At 59.4% G+C, this 19,061-nt stretch carries 15 protein-coding genes; 6 read left to right on the top strand and 9 right to left on the bottom strand.

Annotated elements, in window-relative coordinates:
• Positions 1-3: 3 nt before the first annotated feature.
• From KGB25_RS04040 to KGB25_RS04030, 3 genes are all read right to left on the bottom strand, one after another.
• Positions 4-1,665, bottom strand: coding sequence for a cation acetate symporter (locus KGB25_RS04040; RefSeq protein WP_223434313.1), 1,662 nt, complete (start codon positions 1,663-1,665; stop codon positions 4-6).
• Positions 1,665-1,991, bottom strand: coding sequence for a DUF485 domain-containing protein (locus KGB25_RS04035; protein ID WP_008041492.1), 327 nt, complete (start codon positions 1,989-1,991; stop codon positions 1,665-1,667). The genes KGB25_RS04040 and KGB25_RS04035 overlap by 1 nt, the downstream gene beginning before the upstream one ends.
• A 122-nt stretch (positions 1,992-2,113) precedes the next feature.
• Positions 2,114-3,736: an acyl-CoA synthetase gene (locus KGB25_RS04030; protein ID WP_008041494.1), complete on the bottom strand. Its 1,623-nt coding sequence runs from the start codon at positions 3,734-3,736 to the stop codon at positions 2,114-2,116.
• A 230-nt stretch (positions 3,737-3,966) separates the two neighbouring features.
• Here KGB25_RS04030 and KGB25_RS04025 point away from each other — a divergent pair, with 230 nt between their 5' ends.
• From KGB25_RS04025 to KGB25_RS04005, 5 genes are all read left to right on the top strand, one after another.
• Positions 3,967-6,243: a PAS domain S-box protein gene (locus tag KGB25_RS04025; protein WP_223434312.1), complete on the top strand. Its 2,277-nt coding sequence runs from the start codon at positions 3,967-3,969 to the stop codon at positions 6,241-6,243.
• A 4-nt stretch (positions 6,244-6,247) separates the two neighbouring features.
• On the top strand, positions 6,248-6,883 hold the full coding sequence (locus KGB25_RS04020; protein ID WP_008026356.1) for a response regulator transcription factor: 636 nt from the start codon (positions 6,248-6,250) through the stop codon (positions 6,881-6,883).
• 74 nt (positions 6,884-6,957) lie between these two features.
• Entirely contained in the window at positions 6,958-8,052 is a 1,095-nt protein-coding gene (locus KGB25_RS04015; RefSeq protein WP_008041498.1) for an AI-2E family transporter, read from the top strand.
• Positions 8,049-8,780 (top strand): hypothetical protein, encoded by a 732-nt coding sequence (locus tag KGB25_RS04010; RefSeq protein ID WP_223434311.1) that lies wholly within the window; start codon positions 8,049-8,051, stop codon positions 8,778-8,780. Before KGB25_RS04015 ends, KGB25_RS04010 begins: the two co-directional genes overlap by 4 nt.
• A 21-nt stretch (positions 8,781-8,801) precedes the next feature.
• Entirely contained in the window at positions 8,802-9,266 is a 465-nt protein-coding gene (locus KGB25_RS04005; protein ID WP_008026361.1) for a MaoC family dehydratase, read from the top strand.
• A 103-nt stretch (positions 9,267-9,369) separates the two neighbouring features.
• On the opposite strand, the gene gfa is transcribed toward KGB25_RS04005, so the two are convergent.
• A complete protein-coding gene (gene gfa / locus KGB25_RS04000; protein ID WP_192227174.1) occupies positions 9,370-9,948 on the bottom strand; it encodes an S-(hydroxymethyl)glutathione synthase in 579 nt (192 codons plus the stop codon).
• Positions 9,949-10,089: 141 nt separating this feature from the next.
• Complete coding sequence (locus tag KGB25_RS03995) at positions 10,090-11,712, bottom strand: methyl-accepting chemotaxis protein (protein ID WP_223434310.1); 1,623 nt, start codon at positions 11,710-11,712, stop codon at positions 10,090-10,092.
• A gap of 296 nt (positions 11,713-12,008) precedes the next feature.
• Between KGB25_RS03995 and KGB25_RS03990 the strand changes: the two genes are divergently transcribed.
• Entirely contained in the window at positions 12,009-13,796 is a 1,788-nt protein-coding gene (locus KGB25_RS03990) for a SulP family inorganic anion transporter (RefSeq protein ID WP_223434309.1), read from the top strand.
• 54 nt (positions 13,797-13,850) lie between these two features.
• Here KGB25_RS03990 and KGB25_RS03985 read toward each other — a convergent pair whose 3' ends face one another.
• The 4 genes from KGB25_RS03985 to KGB25_RS03970 form a co-directional block, all read right to left on the bottom strand.
• Complete coding sequence (locus KGB25_RS03985) at positions 13,851-15,887, bottom strand: LTA synthase family protein (RefSeq protein WP_223434308.1); 2,037 nt, start codon at positions 15,885-15,887, stop codon at positions 13,851-13,853.
• 32 nt (positions 15,888-15,919) lie between these two features.
• Complete coding sequence (locus KGB25_RS03980; protein ID WP_223434307.1) at positions 15,920-16,534, bottom strand: hypothetical protein; 615 nt, start codon at positions 16,532-16,534, stop codon at positions 15,920-15,922.
• Entirely contained in the window at positions 16,531-17,829 is a 1,299-nt protein-coding gene (locus KGB25_RS03975) for a sialidase family protein (RefSeq protein WP_223434306.1), read from the bottom strand. The genes KGB25_RS03980 and KGB25_RS03975 overlap by 4 nt, the downstream gene beginning before the upstream one ends.
• A gap of 307 nt (positions 17,830-18,136) precedes the next feature.
• Positions 18,137-19,039, bottom strand: coding sequence for a universal stress protein (locus KGB25_RS03970; protein ID WP_223434305.1), 903 nt, complete (start codon positions 19,037-19,039; stop codon positions 18,137-18,139).
• Positions 19,040-19,061: the final 22 nt, after the last annotated feature.

The following is a 19,061-nucleotide window of genomic DNA, read 5'->3' as shown; positions in this document are numbered from 1 at the left end:
CAATCAATGACTGGAAGCGCTGGCAGCACCGAGACCGGTCTGAGCGCGCACGAACTGGTCGGCGTAGGCGTCACGTTCCTTGTCGGCCCGCACACTGCGGTCGAGTCGGGACACGACGACAATCACCAGGAACGCCAGCGGCATGGAAAACAGCGCCGGGTGGTCGTACGGGAAGATGGCGTGAGCATGACCGAGCACGGTCACCCACACGGCCGGGGACAGGATCACTAGCACCAGCGCGCAGATCAGGCCGGCAAAACCGCCGATGATCGCGCCTTTGGTGGTCAGGCCTTTCCAGTACATGGCCATGATCAGTACCGGGAAGTTGGTCGAGGCAGCGATACCGAAGGTCAGGCCGACCAGGAACGCGACGTTCATCTTCTCGAACAGGATGCCCAGCAGAATCGCGATGATGCCCAGGCCCACGGTGGCCATGCGGGTGACGCGCATTTCCTGTTTCTGGGTGGCGTTGCCTTTCTTGAAGACGGTGGCGTAGAGGTCGTGGGAAATCGCCGACGCACCGGCCAGGGCCAGCCCGGAGACCACCGCAAGGATGGTGGCGAACGCCACGGCCGAGAGGAACCCGAGGAACAGGTTGCCGCCTACCGCTTTGGCCAAGTGCATCGCGACCATGTTGCCGCCGCCAATCAAGGCGCCGCCCACTTCACCGTTGACGTAGTACTGCGGATCGGTGCCGATGATCACCATCGCGGCGAAGCCCAGGGTGCAGACCACGAGGAAGAAGAAACCGATGAAACCGGTGGCGTAGAACACCGATTTACGCGCTTCCCTGGCGTTGGGTACGGTGAAGAAGCGCATCAGAATGTGCGGCAGACCGGCAATGCCGAATACCAGGCCGAGAGACATTGACGCGGTGTTGATCGGGTCGGCGAGCATTGAGCCGGGGCCCATGATATTCCAGCCGCTGGCATGCGCTTCGACCGCTTTGGTGGCCAGGGTTTCGTAGCTGAAACCGAACTGCGACATGGCCATGCCCGCGAGAGTCGTGCCGCCGGCGAGCAGCAACACAGCCTTGATGATTTGCACCCAGGTCGTTGCGATCATGCCGCCGAAGATCACATACACCAGCATCAACGCGCCGACGATCACCACCGCTACCGGGTAGTCGAGGCCGAACAGCAATTTGATCAACTGGCCGGCACCGACCATCTGCACGATCAGGTAGCAACACACCACCGTCAACGAACCGAATGCAGCGAAAATCCGCACTTTGTTCTGGTCCAGCCGGTAGGAGACGATGTCGGCAAAGGTGTAGCGCCCCAGATTGCGCAGCCGCTCGGCCATCAGGAAGGTGATGATCGGCCAACCGACAAAGAAGCCGATGGTGTAGATGAAACCGTCGTACCCCTTGGCGAACACCAGGCTGGACAGCCCCAGCAGCGTAGCCGCGGACATGTAGTCGCCGGCAATCGCCAAGCCGTTCTGAAACCCGGTGATGCCACCGCCGGCGGTGTAGAAGTCCGAGGTGGATTTGGTCTGGCGCGCGGCCCACCAGGTGATGGCCAATGTGCCGAGAACGAACACGAAGAACATGCCGATCGCATGCAGGTTCAGCGGTTGTTTTTCGATGGTTCCCAACGCGGGTGCAGCGAATACAACGGAGGCCGGCAACAGGCAGGCTGCGGCGAGGATGAGTTTACGCATCACTTGCTCTCCTCAAGAATGGCCGAACCCAGCGCATCGAAGCGCGTGTTGGCGCTGTAGACGTACCAACCGGTCAGCAACCAGGAAAAAACAATGATCGCCGCGCCAACCGGCATGCCGAGGGTCAACATCCGGTGCTCGCCGAGCGGCGCGTGCAGCCATTGCGGGGCAAACGCCACCACGAACATGAACAGGTAATAAGTGCCCAGCACCGCAGCACTCAACGACCAGGCCAGGCGCGAGCGACTGCTGACCAGTTGCAGGAATTTCGGGTTGGTCCGAATACGTTCACAGCGTTGGGTATCGGTTGCATGGATGTCGATCATGATGCGCTCCACATTGTTGTTGTTATCGGTGTGTGGGGGCAGGGCAGGCCGAATCCGGCCTGCACGAGCCCGAGGCGGCAGGTAAGACACCTGCCGCCTGATAGGTAAAACGTCGGTGAGGGTTAGAGGGCCTTGGCCCTGTCGCGCAGTACGTACTTCTGGATCTTGCCGGTGGATGTCTTCGGCAGGAGGGTGAAAATCACCGTGCGCGGGACTTTGAAACCGGCCAGATGCTCGCGGCAGAAGCTGATGATGTCGGCCTCGCGAACGTCCTGGTGATCAGCCTTCAAGGTGATGAAGGCGCAGGGCGTTTCGCCCCATTTTTCATCGGGGCGGGCGACCACGGCGGCTTCCATCACCCCCGGATGGCGATAGAGCACGCCTTCGAGTTCGATGGTGGAAATGTTCTCGCCACCGGAAATGATGATGTCTTTGAGGCGGTCTTTGATCTCGACATAACCGTCGGGGTGACACACCGCCAGGTCGCCAGTGTGAAACCAGCCACCCTCGAATGCTTCGGCGGTGGCCGTCGGGTTTTTCAGGTAGCCCTTCATCACGGTGTTGCCGCGCATGAACACTTCACCGATGGTCTGGCCATCGCGCGGGGTCGGTTCCAGCGTCTTCGAATCGCCGACCATCACACCTTCGAGCGTCGGGTAGCGCACGCCCTGACGGGATTTGATCTGCGCCCGTTCTTCCAGCGGCAGTTCGTCCCATTCGGCATGCCAGGCGCAGAGGGTCACCGGACCATAGGTTTCCGTCAGGCCGTAGACATGGGTGACCTTGATGCCCATTTCCTCCACGGCGCCAATGACTTTGGCTGGCGGCGCAGCACCGGCGACCATGGCGTTGACCGGGTGATCGATGGCCGCCTTCGCCGATTCCGGCATGTTGACCAGCGCGTTGAGCACGATCGGTGCGCCGCACAGGTGCGTGACCTGATGTTCGCGAATCAGCGTGAGGATTTTCTGCGGATCGACCCGGCGCAGGAACACGTGAACACCGGCGAGCGCGGTGATGGTCCACGGGTAGCACCAGCCATTGCAATGGAACATCGGCAGGGTCCAGAGGTACACCGGATGGTTGCCCATCGCCCAGGTCATCTGGTTGCCCAAGGCATTCAAATAAGCGCCGCGGTGGTGATAGACCACGCCTTTCGGATTGCCGGTGGTGCCGGAGGTGTAGTTCAGCGAGATGGCTTGCCACTCGTTGGCTGGCCATTGCCAGGCGAACGCCGGGTCGCCTTCGGCCAGCAACGCTTCATAGTCCAGATCGCTGACGGCCTGGCCTTCACCGTATTCCGGGTCGTTGACGTCGATGACCAGAGGCGGGTGATCAAGCATGCCGATAGCGGCGTGAATCACGTTATGGAATTCGCGGTCGGTGATCAGCACCTTGGCCTCGCCATGCTGGAGCATGAACGCAATGGCTTCAGCATCCAGGCGCACGTTGAGCGGGTTGAGCACGGCGCCGATCATCGGCACGCCAAAATGCACTTCCAGCATTTCCGGGATATTGGGCAGCATCACCGCCACGGTGTCGTCTTTGCCGATGCCGCGACCAGCCAGCGCCGAGGCCAGGCGTCGGCAACGGGTGTAGGTCTGCGCCCAGGTACGGCGAATCGAGCCGTGGATGACGGCGGGGTAGTCGGGGTAAACATTGGCCGTGCGCTCAAGGAAGCTGAGCGGAGACAAGGCGATGTGATTGACAGCCGAAGGGCCTAGCCCTTGTTCATAGATCGACATGTGCGGTACTCGGTGGCTGATTGTTAGCTCTATCGGTGGCCTTTCAGCGTCGCCGCTGAGGTCACCTTTATATGTCCGGTGTGCTTTATATAACAATCCTCCATCGATATGGAAGTACAACCTATGGCGTATGGTATATGTACTATATTTGATTCGTGCTGAACTAAATGACTACCGTTAAATCGCCAAGGCCGGTATATCCTTGGCTTCCCCAACGAAGCGGACCCGTGATGACCCTGACTCCCGTTCGATTGCACAGCTGGTTGCGCCTGCAGCGTGAGGCCGTGCCTCTGGCCGCCCGGGCCGATGCGTTGTGCCGGGCCTTGCAGGATTGCCCTGAGGTGCGTCGCGCGGTTTACCTGAGCTGGCAACCCCAGGCGCGGATCTACAGCCATGAAGGTGCCGCCCAGCATTTTCCCCCGGGCCAGGGCGACCCTTCGCTGGCCAGCGATCAGTTGCTGTTCGAGCGTTTGCTGGAAGCCGGGCGCCTCGACCTGGCGCAAGTGCGGCAACTGGATTGCTGGTTGGCCGGTCGACTGCGCCGCGCCGCCATCAGCCATGGCCAAGTGTTCGATCTGGCGTTGACGCCTGGGCAGGCCGGGTTGTTGCTGGTGGAAGTCTGCGAAGGCGTGAGTTTCGATTGGCTGGGGTGGGTGCAGGATTTGCTCACGACTTTGCTCAGCAGCGTCAACGGCATGCTGCGTGGCTCGCCACTGTTGGGCCACGATCCGCAACCGAGCCTGTTGCTCGACGCGCAGGGACGGCCGCAGGAATTCAACGCGGCGTTGCTGGCGTTGCTGGCGGAAAAGCCGCTGAGCGACGTATTCGGTTTTCTGCCGGTCAACCATCGGGTACTGGTGCGCGCTTGCCTGGACCAGCAGCGTGCCATTGAAGGGGTCGAAGCCCAGCTCGAAACGCAGATTCTGATCTGGACATTCATTCCCGATCCCCAGGACAACCGTGTGCTCGCCCGTTGCCGCGACGCCACCGCGCAAGTGCTGGCCGAGCGCGAAGCGGCTCAGGCGCGGCGGTTGTACCGGCTGATCATCGAGAACACCACCGACTTGATTTCCCGGCACACACCGGACGGCTGTTTTCTCGATGCCTCCCCCGCATCATGGACGTTGCTCGGCTACTGGCCGGAAGAACTGCGCGGGCAAATGGCCCAGGGCCTGTTCCATGGCCAGGACCTGGCCAGCCTGGTGCAGCGTGCCCGCGATGCGCTGGAGCAGGACGGTTATCACACCATGACGTATCGCATTCGTCATCGGAACGGGCATTACCTGTGGTTCGAAACCGCCAGTCGGGCGATTCGTGAAACCTATACCGGCACGGTGGTCGAGGTGGTCAGCGTCTCCCGGGACATTACTGCCAGAGTGCAGGCCGAAGAGAACAAGCGGCGCCTGGCCGAAGTCGTCGAGGTCAACACCGATCCGGTGCTGTTCATCGACCCCGAGGGGCAAGTCACTTACCTCAACCCGGCGGCACGCCGCATCCTCGGCATAGGCGAGCAACAGCCGATGCCGGTCCTGGCACAACTGTTCGCCAGTGCAGACCTGACGCGTCTGCAACGTGACGGCTGGAGCGGCGCCGAACGCGACGGCGTCTGGAGCACCGATGCGCGCTTGCAACCACCGGGCGGTGGCGCATCGGTGCCGGTGTCGCTGGTGCTGTTGGCGCATCGTTCGGCCGGTGGCGAGCGCTACTATTCACTGGTGGCGCGGGACATGACCGAACGTGAACTGCGCGAAGTTCAGCAGCGCCGCCATCAGGATGAACTGGCGCACACCGCGCGCCTGGTCACCCTCGGTGAACTGGCCTCGGGCATCGCCCACGAAATCAATCAGCCGCTGGCCGCGGTGGTCAATTACGCCAACGCCAGCCAGCGTTATTTGCAGACCGTGGATTCCAACCCCCAGGCGGCCGCCCGGGTTGCGCAAGGGCTGGAACGCATCACCCATCACGCCACGCACGCCTCGGAAGTGATCCGCCGTTTGCGTGCGTTTCTGCGTAAAGGCCAGCGCCGCATGCAGGCGCTGAACGTCACCGATGTCGCCCGCGAAGCCGTGCGTTTGTGTGCCTGGGAAGCGAGTAATTGCCAAGTGACAATCGAGGATCGTCTGCCGGATAATCTGCCGCCCGTTTATGCCGATCGAGTGTTGCTGGAACAAGTCCTGCTCAATCTGTTGCGCAATGCCATCGATGCCAACCGCGAACAACATCCCGGCCAGCCCTCGCTGATTATGATGACCGCCGGGCAGGGCAGTGCCGCCACCGTGGACATCACGGTGCAGGACCAGGGGCCCGGCGTGAGCGAGCCCGAACTGGAGCAGATTTTTACCCCGTTCTATACCAGCAAGGCTGATGGCCTGGGGCTCGGTTTGTCCATGAGCCGCAGCATCATCGAAGGTTTCGGCGGCGAATTGCAGGCCCGCCGCCAACCGGTCGGGCTGCTGATGTGCTGTCGCTTGCCGCTTGCCGGTCCAACAAAACAACAACAGGAATAATGCAATGGCGGGTGTGACGGAGCACGTGGTGTATGTGGTCGATGACGATCAAGGCATGCTCGATTCAACGGTCTGGTTACTGGAATCAGTCGGCCTCAAGGCGTTGCCGTTTACCAGCGGTGTTGAGTTCCTCAATGCCTGCGATGCCAGCCTGGCAGCCTGTGTGCTGCTGGATGTACGCATGCCCGGCATGGGCGGCTTGAACGTGCAGGAAGAAATGCGATTGCGCGAATTGAACCTGCCAATCATCTTCGTCAGCGGTCACGCCGATGTGCCGATCGTGGTGCGTGCGTTCAAGGCCGGCGCTCACGACTTCATTGAAAAGCCCTACAACGAACAACTGCTGCTGGACAGCGTGCAACAGGCCCTGAGCACTTGCGCGACCCACCGTTCGGGTAATCAGGGGCATGAAGCGTTGCAGGCGCGTTTGCTCACGCTGACCCCACGGGAACGCGACGTCTTGTTGCCGCTGGTGCAGGGTTACACCACCCGCGAAATCGCCGAGCAACTGGGGGTGAGCGCAAAAACCGTCGACCTCTACCGCTCACGCGTGATGAAACGCATGCAGGCCAATACCCTGCCGGACCTGGTCGGCATGGCCATTGCCGCCGGAATGGTTGATCCATTGAAGTTGCGTTGAATCCACGCGTTTTCCGCCGAACGACTATGCTGGGCTAACCGATCCCGTACCGTTGCAGTGATCAGGAGGCCTCCATGGAGCCCACTTCGTTCTCCGAAAAAACGCTGACGCGCACGCTGCTCGATGTCCTTATCCGGGCTGGGTTGATCGCGGTTCTGGTGCTGTTCTGCTTTGAAATCTTCAGCCCGTTCCGTGACCTGATGCTGTGGTCGCTGATCCTGGCGATTACCCTTTACCCGTTGCAGGCGCGTCTGAAAGGGCCCTTGGGGCAGAATGACGGGCGCATTGCGACGCTGATTATCCTGATCGCCATCGTCATCCTGGTGTTGCCGATTTACTTTCTGGGCACCTCGATAGCCGACTCGGTCGACCGTGTGATGGAAGTGGTCAAGGGCGGCGACTTTCACCTGCCACCCCCCGCCGAATCCATTGCCAGTTGGCCATTGGTGGGGCAGCCGCTGTTTGACTTGTGGCTTGAAGCCTCAACCAATCTTCCCGACCTGACCGCCAAATACCTCCCGCAGATCAAGCACTTCAGCCTGTCCCTTTTGAGCAAATTGGCCGGCGTCGGCATGGGTTTCCTGACCTTCATTTTCGCCTTGATCATCGCCGGTATTTTCATGGCCTATGGCGAGAGCGGCAGTCGCAGCGCGGTGCAGATTGCCTCGCGGGTCAGCGACCCGGCCAAAGGACCGAAAATTGCCGCGCTGTGCACCGCAACGATCCGTGCGGTCGCGCTGGGCGTGGTCGGGATCGCGTTCATCCAGATGCTGCTGGTGGGGCTCGGGTTTGTCTTCAAGGGCATTCCCGGCGCCGGTTTGCTGGCCCTTGGGGTGCTGTTGCTCGGCATCATGCAATTGCCGGCGACGCTGATCACGGTTCCGGTGATTGCCTTTGTGTTCGCCACCGAAGGCGCCAACACTGTGACGATCGTGTTTGCCATCTTCGTCTTCGTTGCCGGCCTGGTGGACAACGTGCTCAAACCGCTGCTGCTGGGGCGCGGTGTTGATGTGCCGATGCCGGTGGTGCTGATCGGCGCGCTTGGCGGGATGGTCACCAGCGGCATCATCGGGTTGTTCATCGGTCCGGTGGTGCTCGCGGTCGGGTATCAATTATTCTGGCAATGGGTTCGGGATCAGCCTTCGGAGGGAGGAGGGCCGCCACTATGAATGCACCGGGTGATGAACTGCTCAATAGCGTACTGATCGCCCATGGTGGTCTGGAGCGCTGGAGCAGTTTCAACCAGGTACGCGCCACTATCGTGACCGGGGGTTCGCTCTGGGCCATGAAAGGGCTGACCCAGGACAGCGCGCCACGGCAGATGACCGTCTGGCTGCATGAGCAGCGGGCCTCAGTGACGCCCTTTGGTGGGGCCGACCAATTCACCGCCTACACCCCGAATCGAATCGCCATCGAAAATACCGCCGGCAAGGTAATCGCCGAGCGATCGAAACCCAGAGAATCCTTTCGCGACCATGGGGAAAACAGTCCCTGGGATCCCCTGCACCGAGCGTACTTCAACGGTTACGCGCTTTGGTCGTACCTGACCATGCCTTTCCAGTTCACCTGGCCGGGTGTCGTGACCGAGGAAGTCGAGCCCTGGCACGAGGGCTCGGAGCGCTGGCGTCGTTTGCGGGTGACCTTCCCCGAGACAATCGCCACGCACTGCGCGGTGCAGGATTTCTACTTCGGTGCAGACTTTCTGTTACGTCGTCACGACTACAACGTGGATGTCAGCGGTGGCCTGGCTGCCGCGCAGTACGTTCATGGCTATGTTGAAACCGACGGCTTGCGCATGCCCGGCAAGCGGCGCGCCTATCGACGCAAGGCCGACGGTCAGGCGGATGAGCACGCCTTGCTGGTGGCGATCGATCTCAGCGACATCGGCTATTCGTAATGCACTGCGGAGGAATGAATCATGACCCTGCATGCCTGGGAAAAACTCTACCTCGATGACCTGAGTCTGGGTCAGGAGTTTGAAAGCGACCCTGTTCGCGTCCATCAAGAAGCGATGTTGGCGTTTGCTCGCGAATACGACCCGCAACCTTTCCATTTGAGTGCCGAAGAGGCCGAGTTGAGTCTGTTCGGCGGTCTGGCGGCCAGCGGCTGGAACACTGCGGCCCTGACCATGAAGATGCTGGTGGCCAGCGTCCCCCTGGCGGACGGCATCATTGGCCTGGGCATCGAGCTGAGCTGGCCGACACCGACTTATCCGGATGACGTGTTACGCCTGTTCAGCAAGGTGCAGGCCATCGAACCGTCAGCCTCCAAACCGGATCGGGGCGTGGTGACGCTGTTCATGGAAACGCTGAATCAGAATGACAAGGTGGTGCAGCGTGCAACCGGGAAGCTGCTGGTATTCAGGAAACCCCCAGAGGATTGAAGCGCTGCCGGCGTTTGCCATTTCTCGACGTCGCTGACGACAGATCCCCAAACAAGCTGCCCGGGGGCCGCGGTCCGGCGAAGAAACCGCGGCGACCGATCAATCAGGCGGCAGGCAGCAGGCCTTTCTGTTTGGCGACATGAGTCGCCATTGCGTCCATCAAATCCGGGGACAGGCAGTCATAGGGCTCCAGGCCGATAGAGCGCAGGCGCTCACGGATGGCTTTCATTTGCGCTGGCGGTGTGCCGGTTTCGATGATGGAGGACACGAACGCCGCGAAGCCTGGCGCAGCCCATCCTCGTTGGGGAGAGAGCTCGGTGTGGACGAAGTCCAGGCCATAAAACGGATGGTCCTTGTTCTCGATGCGCCCGAAGAGATGGGCGTGGCACTGCTTGCAGGCATGGCGCTGGATGGTGGCTTTTTCGTCGACAATGGCCAGTTTTTCGCCGTGGGCAGTGACGCTGACCTTGTCCCGAGGCACCACGGCAATGACGGCGAATATCGCGTTTTGCGGTTTCCAGCATTTGCTGCAGCCGCACGCGTGGTTATGCAGGGTTTGCGCGTCGATCCGGACCTCGACTTTGTCGTTCGCACATAGGCATTGCAGGGTGCCACCGGTGAAATTCGCGTCGGCGGGTTGGATACCATTGTCCAGGGCAGGATGAAGTTTCAAGGTACTCACGTTGGCGTCTCCCTTTGAGTGGGCCAGACAAACAGCGGCAGGGTGTGAGTGACGAAAGCTCGCCATTTAAATCCTAGACCATCTTCGGTAACCGGGTGCGCCCCCGTCTGCCGTTGACTGGTTTGACGGGGGCCAGGCCTTTTAGAAGCTGAACCGCTGCAGCATGACGCCCAGCCCGTCGGACATTGCCTTGAGTTCTTGGGTTGTGCGCACGATCCCGCTTTGGGCGGTGGCGTTCTCTTCCACACTTTGCGCTACTTTCTCGACGTTGCAGGCGACCTGTTCACTGGCGGCGCGTTGTTCCTGGAGCGACACCGAAATGAAACTGACGGCCGCAAGGGATTCGTCCAGCACACCCTTGATCCTGCCCATGGAATGGCCCGCGCTTTCGACCAGTTTCTGACCATGAGTCACGCGTTCACAGCCGGCGGCCATGCTGTCTTTGGCTTTGACCATGCCGCTTTGTATGGCATTGACCAAGGCAACGATTTCCGTGGTGGATTGGGCTGTGCGGGCGGCCAGGCTGCGCACTTCATCGGCGACCACGGCGAAGCCGCGACCTTGCTCGCCCGCGCGTGCCGCTTCAATGGCGGCATTGAGGGCCAGGAGATTGGTCTGTTCGGCGATGCCCCGAATCACACCGACAATCAGGCTGATGTCGTTGGACTGAATCGCCAGTTGATCGATGTCCGATGAGCTTTGTGTCACCAGATCGGCAATCTGGCCCATTTCCTGGATGGAGGCCTGCATGACCTCCATGCCTTCGCTGGTGATTTCGCCTGCTTTCTGTGCGGTGCTCTGGGCCTGTCGAGCATTGTCGGCGATGTGAGTGATGCTGACGGAAAGCTCTTCTACCGTGGCCGCCATGGAGGAGGCTGTCTCGCTTTGCAGTGCGGCGCTGCTCAATCCTTGTTCGGAGGACGCAGACAATTGCAGCGTGGCACCTTCTATCTGCCCGGAGGCCTGGCTGATCTTGCCGATCATCTCGCTCAGGCTGTGGCGCATCGCCTGGACGGAGTGCAGCACCCCCGTCGACTGTTGCTGATCAAACTGTGTAGCGGCGAGTTTCCCTTGGGCGATGTTCGAACTGATGGCCGCCAGTTCTGCCGGTTCGGCACCGAGCTGGCGGCTCAACAGGCGGGAGAACAAGACCGTGTAGGCCACGCCCGCGATCAGTGCCAATGCCAGAATCAACAGGCTGAGCTGGAGACTGGAGGTATAGGCGCTCTGGTTCTGTTCGAACTGGTTCTTGGCCTCCACCAGTTGAACTTCGATCAACTCGGAAAACTTGGCTGACAAGGGATCGATCAGTGGATACAGCTGATCTGTCGCGAAACGCGCGAGACCGGCGGCGTCGCTTTGGCGCAGCAGGCCCTGCAAGTTTTGCAATGGACCGTGGGTCGCTTCCATCAGCGGGTCGATTTGCGCGATCAAACGGGTTTCTGCGGGGATCAGTTCCGTTGATTTGTACGCGCGCCACGTCTGATCGATTTCCCTCTGCGCTTGCTCTATCCGGGTCAATGATTCGGCGTTGGTGAAGTTGCCATTGCGTGCCTTGTGGGTGGCATCGACGATGTCCACGGCGTACAGGTCGGCGATTTTTTTCAAGTCCCGCAGCGGCACGACCCGATCGAGGTACACAGTCTCCAGACTGCGTACCGCGGATTGCATTCCCAAGAGTCCAAGCCCGCCGACACACAACAAACCCAGAAGCAAAGTGCTGGTAAGCACAAGCAGATGAGTCCTGATTTTCCAGCTTCCCATAGTCCGTAATTCCTGAGTCAGCTAATAGATGGCGATCAAGAGGTCAGCGTTAGGTGCAATAAAGGCACATTGGCATCATTGGCTGAGACCCAGGAGAAAAAACATCGTGTGATCGGCGAGAATTTATGAATTTGCGACACGGGGAGACACGCTATTGGAGTCGGTGCGGTCGACGATGAGTGTGCAGGTTGCCTGGTCCATCGTTGAATTTTTCACTCACTACTGAGCAAGATCGCAGACTTGACCCAGAATGAATCTACCGCACGCTGTTTGTTATCCCTGAGGGCTAAAGTCCCATGAGCGATTCGGATGCTCCGCCACCCGCTCCCGAACCGGGCCGGATTACGCACAGGCATACTGGCGATCAAACCGGCTTGAGCCGTTGGCTGCCTGGGCTGCGGACGTTGAGCCGCTACAAGATGGCATGGTTGCGGCGTGATATTGTGGCCGGACTCGTGCTCACCACCATGCTGGTGCCCGTCGGCATCGCCTACGCGGTGGCGTCGGGGGTGCCCGGCATTTATGGCCTTTACGCGACCATCGTTCCATTGCTCGCTTATGCGTTGTTCGGCCCCAGCCGAATCCTGGTGCTGGGGCCGGATTCCTCATTGGCAGCCATCATTCTCGCCGTAGTCTTGCCGCTGTCCGGCGGTGATCCGCATCGGGCGATCGCCCTTGCCGGCATGATGGCGATTGTCTCGGGGGTGGTGTGCATTCTGGCGGGTGTCGCACGGCTGGGCTTTGTCACCGAACTGCTATCCAAACCGATCCGCTATGGCTACATGAACGGCATCGCACTGACGGTATTGATCAGTCAACTACCCAAGTTTTTCGGCTTTTCGATTGAATCCGACGGACCGCTGCGCAACCTGTGGGCCATTGCCACCTCGGTGATGGATGGAAAAACCAACTGGACCACCTTCATGATCGGTGCAGCCACCGTGGCGGTCATCTTGTTGCTCAAGGACAAAAAACGCGTGCCGGGGATTCTGATCGCCGTGGCAGGCGCCACCATCGCCGTTGGCGTGCTTGACCTTACAACCCACAATGTCGCGGTCCTCGGTTTGCTGCCCCAAGGCTTGCCGGCGTTTGCCATCCCTTGGATCAGCCGTGCCGATATCGTTCCTGTAGTGATCGGAGGTTGCGCCGTTGCGCTTGTCTCGTTCGCCGACACCAGTGTGCTCTCGCGCGTTTATGCGGCGCGGACCAAGACCTATGTCGACCCAAACCAGGAGATGGTAGGGCTCGGCGTCGCCAACCTTGCCGGCGGTTTGTTCCAGGGGTTTCCAATCAGCAGCAGCTCGTCACGCACACCTGTGGCCGAGGCGGCGGGGGCCCAAACCCAACTTGCCGGCGTGGTTGGAGCACTGTCTGTTGCCTTATTGCTGGTGTATGCCCCGGATTTGCTGAAAAACCTGCCCACCAGCGCACTGGCGGCGGTGGTCATCGCTTCGGCTATCGGCCTGATCGAGGTCGCCGATCTGCGACGGATCTATCGTATCCAGCGCTGGGAATTCTGGTTATCGATCGTTTGTACGCTCGGTGTGGCCGTATTCGGCGCCATCGAGGGCATTGGCCTGGCCATCGTTGTCGCAGTGATCGAGTTTCTATGGGATGGCTGGCGGCCGTATTCTGCGGTGTTGGGTCGCGCCAAAGGCGTCCAGGGCTATCACGACATCACGCGTTATCCGGATGCGCGCCTTATTCCCGGCTTGGTGCTGTTTCGCTGGGATGCGCCGTTGTTTTTTGCCAACGCAGAACTGTTCCATGACCGAGTGCTGGACGCCGTGGCGACATCACCCACGCCGGTTCGTTGGCTGGTGGTAGCAGCCGAACCGGTCACCAGCGTGGATGTGACTTCCGCCGACATGCTGGCTGAACTGGACCAAACCTTGAACGAGGCTGGCATCACGTTGTGCGTGGCCGAGATGAAGGACCCTGTCAAAGACAAGTTGAAGCGCTTCGGACTATTCGAGCGGTTTGGCGAAGCTGCGTTTTTTCCGACTTTAGGCGTCGCTGTCAGCAGCTATCTCAAGGTCCATCCCGAGGAATGGAGGGAAGGGCAGGATGAGGATCGCGATTAGACAATAGTGCCGGCACGCTATCGGGGTCGGCGCGGCAGCCGACCCCGATCCCGGTTACTTGCGCACGTTCTGGTACAACATCAACCTGGACGTTTCATGCATGCCGCGGGTCAGTTGCACCAGGCGCTTGAACTCTTCAGGGTTTTGCCCGGCCACGTTGTCCAGCGGCGTCGCGGAGGCCAGATCGTGCAGCGTCGGCGAACTGCCGTCGTGCTCCATCTGCACCATGTAGTGTTGAGTGACGCCCGCAATCAACGGGAACGTGCCTTCACGCAACACCAACGGCACTACGCGTTCACCCTCGGGCGCAGGCTGCTGGATGTCACGCCCCAGGCCGCTGTTGCGAAACTCAAGGCCGGCCATGCCCGCCACGGTTGGCAGCAAGTCCACCAGGCCAACAGCTTCCTTGACGGTCCGCGTGCCGAGCAGGCCCGGTGCATGGATGATCATGGGCACCGCGTTACTTTCCAGACCCAGTTGCTCATAAGCCGGTGCCAGGAAAGGGATCTGGGCGATACGGGTGTTGTGATCGCCAAACAGCACGAAAATGGTGTTGTCGTAGTAACCACCTGCTTTGGCAATTTCCATCAAGCGTCCGATGTTGAAGTCCAGCAGGCGCACGGCGTTGTACTGCTCGACACTGCGCGATCCCGCAGCCTGAACTTCAGCGAGGGTAGGGTGCTTGACCTCGAATCCGTCATTGCTCTTGGGAATCGTGAAGGGACGATGGTTACCGGCCGTCTGCACATAGGCAAAGAACGGTTTGTCCTTGGGCAGCGCTTGCAGGATCTTGTCGGTTTCCTTGAACAGATCCAGATCTGAAATCCCCCAGACATCCACCACCGGGGATTTCCAGTCCCGCTCTTCGAACAAACGAACCCCGTCGATACTTTGCCGGATCAAGGCATTCATGTTGGCCCAACCGGAGTTGCCGCCAATGGTGTAGATCTTCTCGTAACCGGTGAAGGCATTGATCAATGTGTGCTGTTTGGTGATCAGCGGATTACGCGTTGCTGTTTCCTGTCGAGTGACGTCTGGAACCCCGCTAATGCTGGCCCAAACGGTTTTTGCGGTCCCGGTGACCGGAACATAGAAGTGCTCGAAGAACCAGCTCTGTGTGGCCAGGCGATCGATGTTGGGTGTCGGATTGATCGGGTTGCCATAGGCGCCGACGGCACTGGTACCCAGCGACTCGAGCATGACAAACATCACGTTCGGCGCCCGTGTGCTCGATACCTTGTAGGGTTGTGGCGCCTGGTGACGGACGAAATTCAGGGTTTGCAGATCGGGCTGATCCACGCCCAGGTACTTGGCAATCACGGCGTAGTGTTCACGCACTTGCGCTTCGTCATAACGCGACTGGCCGACCTTGACCGTGTCGTAGAGGAAAATCACCGGGTTCAAGCCCAGCGCAGCGACCTGGTTATTGCCGGAGAAAAACGCATCGCTCCAGCGCAACGGGACAGGGTTTTCCAGGTTCATGTTCTCGACACGGCCCAAAATACCCAACAGCACCAACACGACCATCAACGCGCTACCCCATGTAACGGAGAGCGGGTGAATGGCTTTACGGGGGCGGTCCAGCGTCACGCGCTCCAGGCGCACCAGGGCCAACGTCACCAGGGCGACCGTTGCCAGCCACCCCAGTGAAATCCAGATAACCGGGTAGGTTTGCCAAACCATGTCACGGGATATTTGCGCGTCGTCTATGAAGCGCAGCACGGTGGCATTGATCCGTACGCCCAGATAGGCGTAATGGCCAAAATCGACGATATAGATCAGCAGCAGGGCGCCCAGGGCGACTGACAGATACACGCGTGCCAATCGGCGAAGCAGGCGGCTGCTGACAAGATTCCAACGAGGAATCCAGGCCAGCAACGCCAGTGGCAACATCACCAGGATGGCCAAACGCAGATCGAAACGAAAGCCGATGCCCAGGGTTTCCAGGACGGTATGATCGTCGCTCAATGCTCGGGCGTCGAAACCGGAGAAGCCGAAAAAGAACACCACCCGCAGCAATGCAAACAGCACAAACACAATCGCTGTCGCGCCTAGCCAATAATGCAAACGTCTCGATTGCAGCCAACCCATCCCTGTACCCCTGTTAAAAATGTCGTTGAATCTCAAATGGATCCGGAGTCTTTCACTGAGCCAAACCGCGTGTTCAGCCAACCGTACGTCCAGCGCGCCGCGAGCATCAGCAGTGCCGCGCAGCAATACAGCCCCAGCAGCGGATCAACCAGGTAATCCCAATAGTTGTGCGAAGGTTTTACCCCTGCGATGAAGGCCAGGGTCGCGCTGGCCAGCATCACGACGGCCAGGTAGCTGCGCAGGTAAAACAGACCTGCCGTGAGCAGAGCGAAGACGATCAGCATCGGGCGCGGGCTGAAGCCAAACCGGTAAGGGTCCAGATGACTCAACCCCAGCGTTGCCGGATACAACGCCAGCGCCAGCGCAGCGAAGATAATCAATACGCGGGTTTTATCCTGCTGCGCAGCCGGCAGGAAACCCAGTCGACGCAAACAGCCCCACGCCATGAACACCAAGGTCGTCATCGCAAGGTCATCAATGTGGCTGCGCAGGTAAGCCGCCAAGGACAAGCCGTCCAGCGGTATAAAGCTGGCGGCCAGCAATGCAACCAGCAGCACGATCTGCACGGCCCTTTTCAAGCCGAAAGAAGGCAGCAACAGAAAGATGATCATTGTGAAACTGAGATGCGCTTGCCAAAGGTTGATCATTTGGCACGCTCCGACAGCCATGCATCGTTGAAGGTGACGTGCTTGATGAAGGTGTTGTTCCAGGAATAAACCAGGTGATACATACCGTCGGGACTGCGGATGAAGTACGGGTATTCATATTCGAAACTGCAGGCTTGTTCCTTGCAGACCCGGCTGTCCAGGTTGTTCAGGAACTGCGCTTCCAGCGGTTGGCGAAGTGCGCCACTGGATCCGCGAAACTCTCTGCCGATGATTTCCTTGTAGGCCTCGGGTGAAAACGTATCGCCCTCTGGATCAGGCGATTTGTCGAGGTCCCGCAGTGAGCGCCAATCGTCCATTTTTGCGTCGGTGCCATAAAGACTCAGTTTGAAGCGCCCCTCTTGCAGGTCATTGAGTGCCACCAGCAACCCATGTTCGGGCGTCGCTATGGCCGCCAACGAGGAATTGGGATTCGAGGGATCGAGCGGATAAGGCTCGCTCCAGGTTTGCCCGGCGTCTTCAGTGCGGGTCGCCAGTACTCGATGGTGGGTGTTGCCGGCATAACGCAGCAAGGCGATGCCGCGCTGTCCATCCAGCGGAACGACTGTGGGTTGCAATGAGTTATTGCCATGGCTGATGCGGAATTTATCGATCACCTCACCGTCTGCGCTCAAGTACAGGTACTCGGAAAACTTGCCCAGAAATTCGTGGTAGACCGGTAAACCGATGGAACCGTCGGCATGAAACACCGGGGCCGACCGTACCAGGGTGCTGATATTCAAGAAGGGCGAGGTGATCAATTGGCGCGGAGCTGACCATTGGCGTCCATAGTCTTCAGAGACCATTACATTAACCGCACTACCGGCCCAGCCCCCCATGGACACGGACACGTAGAACAACCAGAGCCGGTTGTCCGGTGCGAGCGCAACGACCGGGTTACCCAGTTTTCGAATGTATTTTCCAGTGCCCAGTTGGGTCGACTGTCGAGTTGCCAATACCTGTTCCGCACCCCATTCGCCGGTTTTCGCGTCGAAGCGGGCAGAGCGCACCTGCACGTCGGCTGCGCCTTCACGCGTACCCGCGAACCAGACGGTCATCAGGCTACCGTCAGGCAAGGCGGTTACCGCCGAGGAATGCACGAAGTCCACCAGCCCGGACGAGGCAAAACGGCTGGTATAAATGGGTTTGGCTACTTGCTCAGCCACAGCCCTCACCGGGTTCATCAGGGCAAAGGAAGAATGCACAGGGGCAGGGTGGGTGAACCATGCGGCCGCAAACAGGCAGGAAAGTGCAACATAAGCCAAGAAGGCAGGGAGGGAGGGTAGGTGGATGCGCATAATCGAGGCTGTGCATCTTATGGCCGATTCAGGCAGCTCAACCTATCACTTGTAGTAGCAGACTCGGGCTTTAGCGAGCTGCTGCTTTGTAAGCAAATGTTTATAGCGCGATATTCGGGCCTTGAAATTATAAAAACATATTATTTATCAATAGCTTAAAGATGTTTGTAGGCGCCAGGCCGTTAATCGAAAAACTGCTCTCGAAGGCGGAAGAATAGACTGAAATTCACAAAATCCCATTCAGCGAGCCGAGCGTCGCGGCCTGTTCGGCCGCCAACGCTGCCGTCGTGCACTAAAAGCGGATCCGTTACTGATCTGCTTGCGCCTTAATTGCCAAAACATTGCAGGGCACCTTATACAACACGTGCTCTGTAGTACTGCCAATCAGCTTGTGCAGCCCTTTACGGTGCGTATCGCCCATGATGATCACATCGGCTCGGGTGTGGGCCGCGAAGTCGGACATCACTTTGGTGGGCGGCCCTTCAATGAAGTGTTGTCGTTCAGAGGGCACGCGGTAGTTTTCAGCCAGCGTAATGAAGGATTTGTTCAGTGACCGGCGTACATCGGTGCTGAAGCCCGGCATCGTCACGGCGCCGGCACCGGCGTCAGAGATATGTGTCAGCGATGGATCGAAGGCGTGCAGCAGGTGCAGCTCTGCATCGCACTGCATGGCCATCCGCTGCGCAGCCACGATGATCCGGTCATTGAGGTCGTTAATCTGATGCTCTGGATGCGACAAATCCACTGCCGCCACAATCACCCGCGGAAGTGGACACCTGACTTCGCTGACCAGATGAACAGCAACCGGGCAATCGCGCAGCAGATGCCAATCCAGCGGCGTGACGAATACGCGTTTGAGTGCTGATTCGTGGTGTACGTCCTTGATAACCAGGTCCGGTTGCAAGTCTTTCACATGCTGAAGGATTTCTTGAAGTACGTCCCGAGCCAATACAACTTCGGTGGTCACCGCAATGCCATTGCCACGTATCAGTTGGGCTTCATCTTGCAGCCACTTCTGGTTCTCTTGCTGACAGATTTCGCGAAATTGCTCATTCCCGCTCATCAACCCCAAGATGTCGACGTCTTCAATGAACACCGCGATATGCAGCACTGCGTCAGTGGCTTTGGCTAGTGCAACTGCCCGCTCCATCGCCGGCGTGTGACGCATGGTTGGACCGACAATCAGAAAGAGGCGTTGATATTGGCTCATGTCGCACCTCCAGCATTCCGGG

The sequence above is a fragment of the Pseudomonas sp. BF-RE-21 genome (assembly GCF_019947305.1).
GTDB classification, from domain to species: domain Bacteria; phylum Pseudomonadota; class Gammaproteobacteria; order Pseudomonadales; family Pseudomonadaceae; genus Aquipseudomonas; species Aquipseudomonas migulae.
Note: the sequence above shows the minus strand (reverse complement) of the source record. Positions and strands in the feature narration are given on the sequence as shown.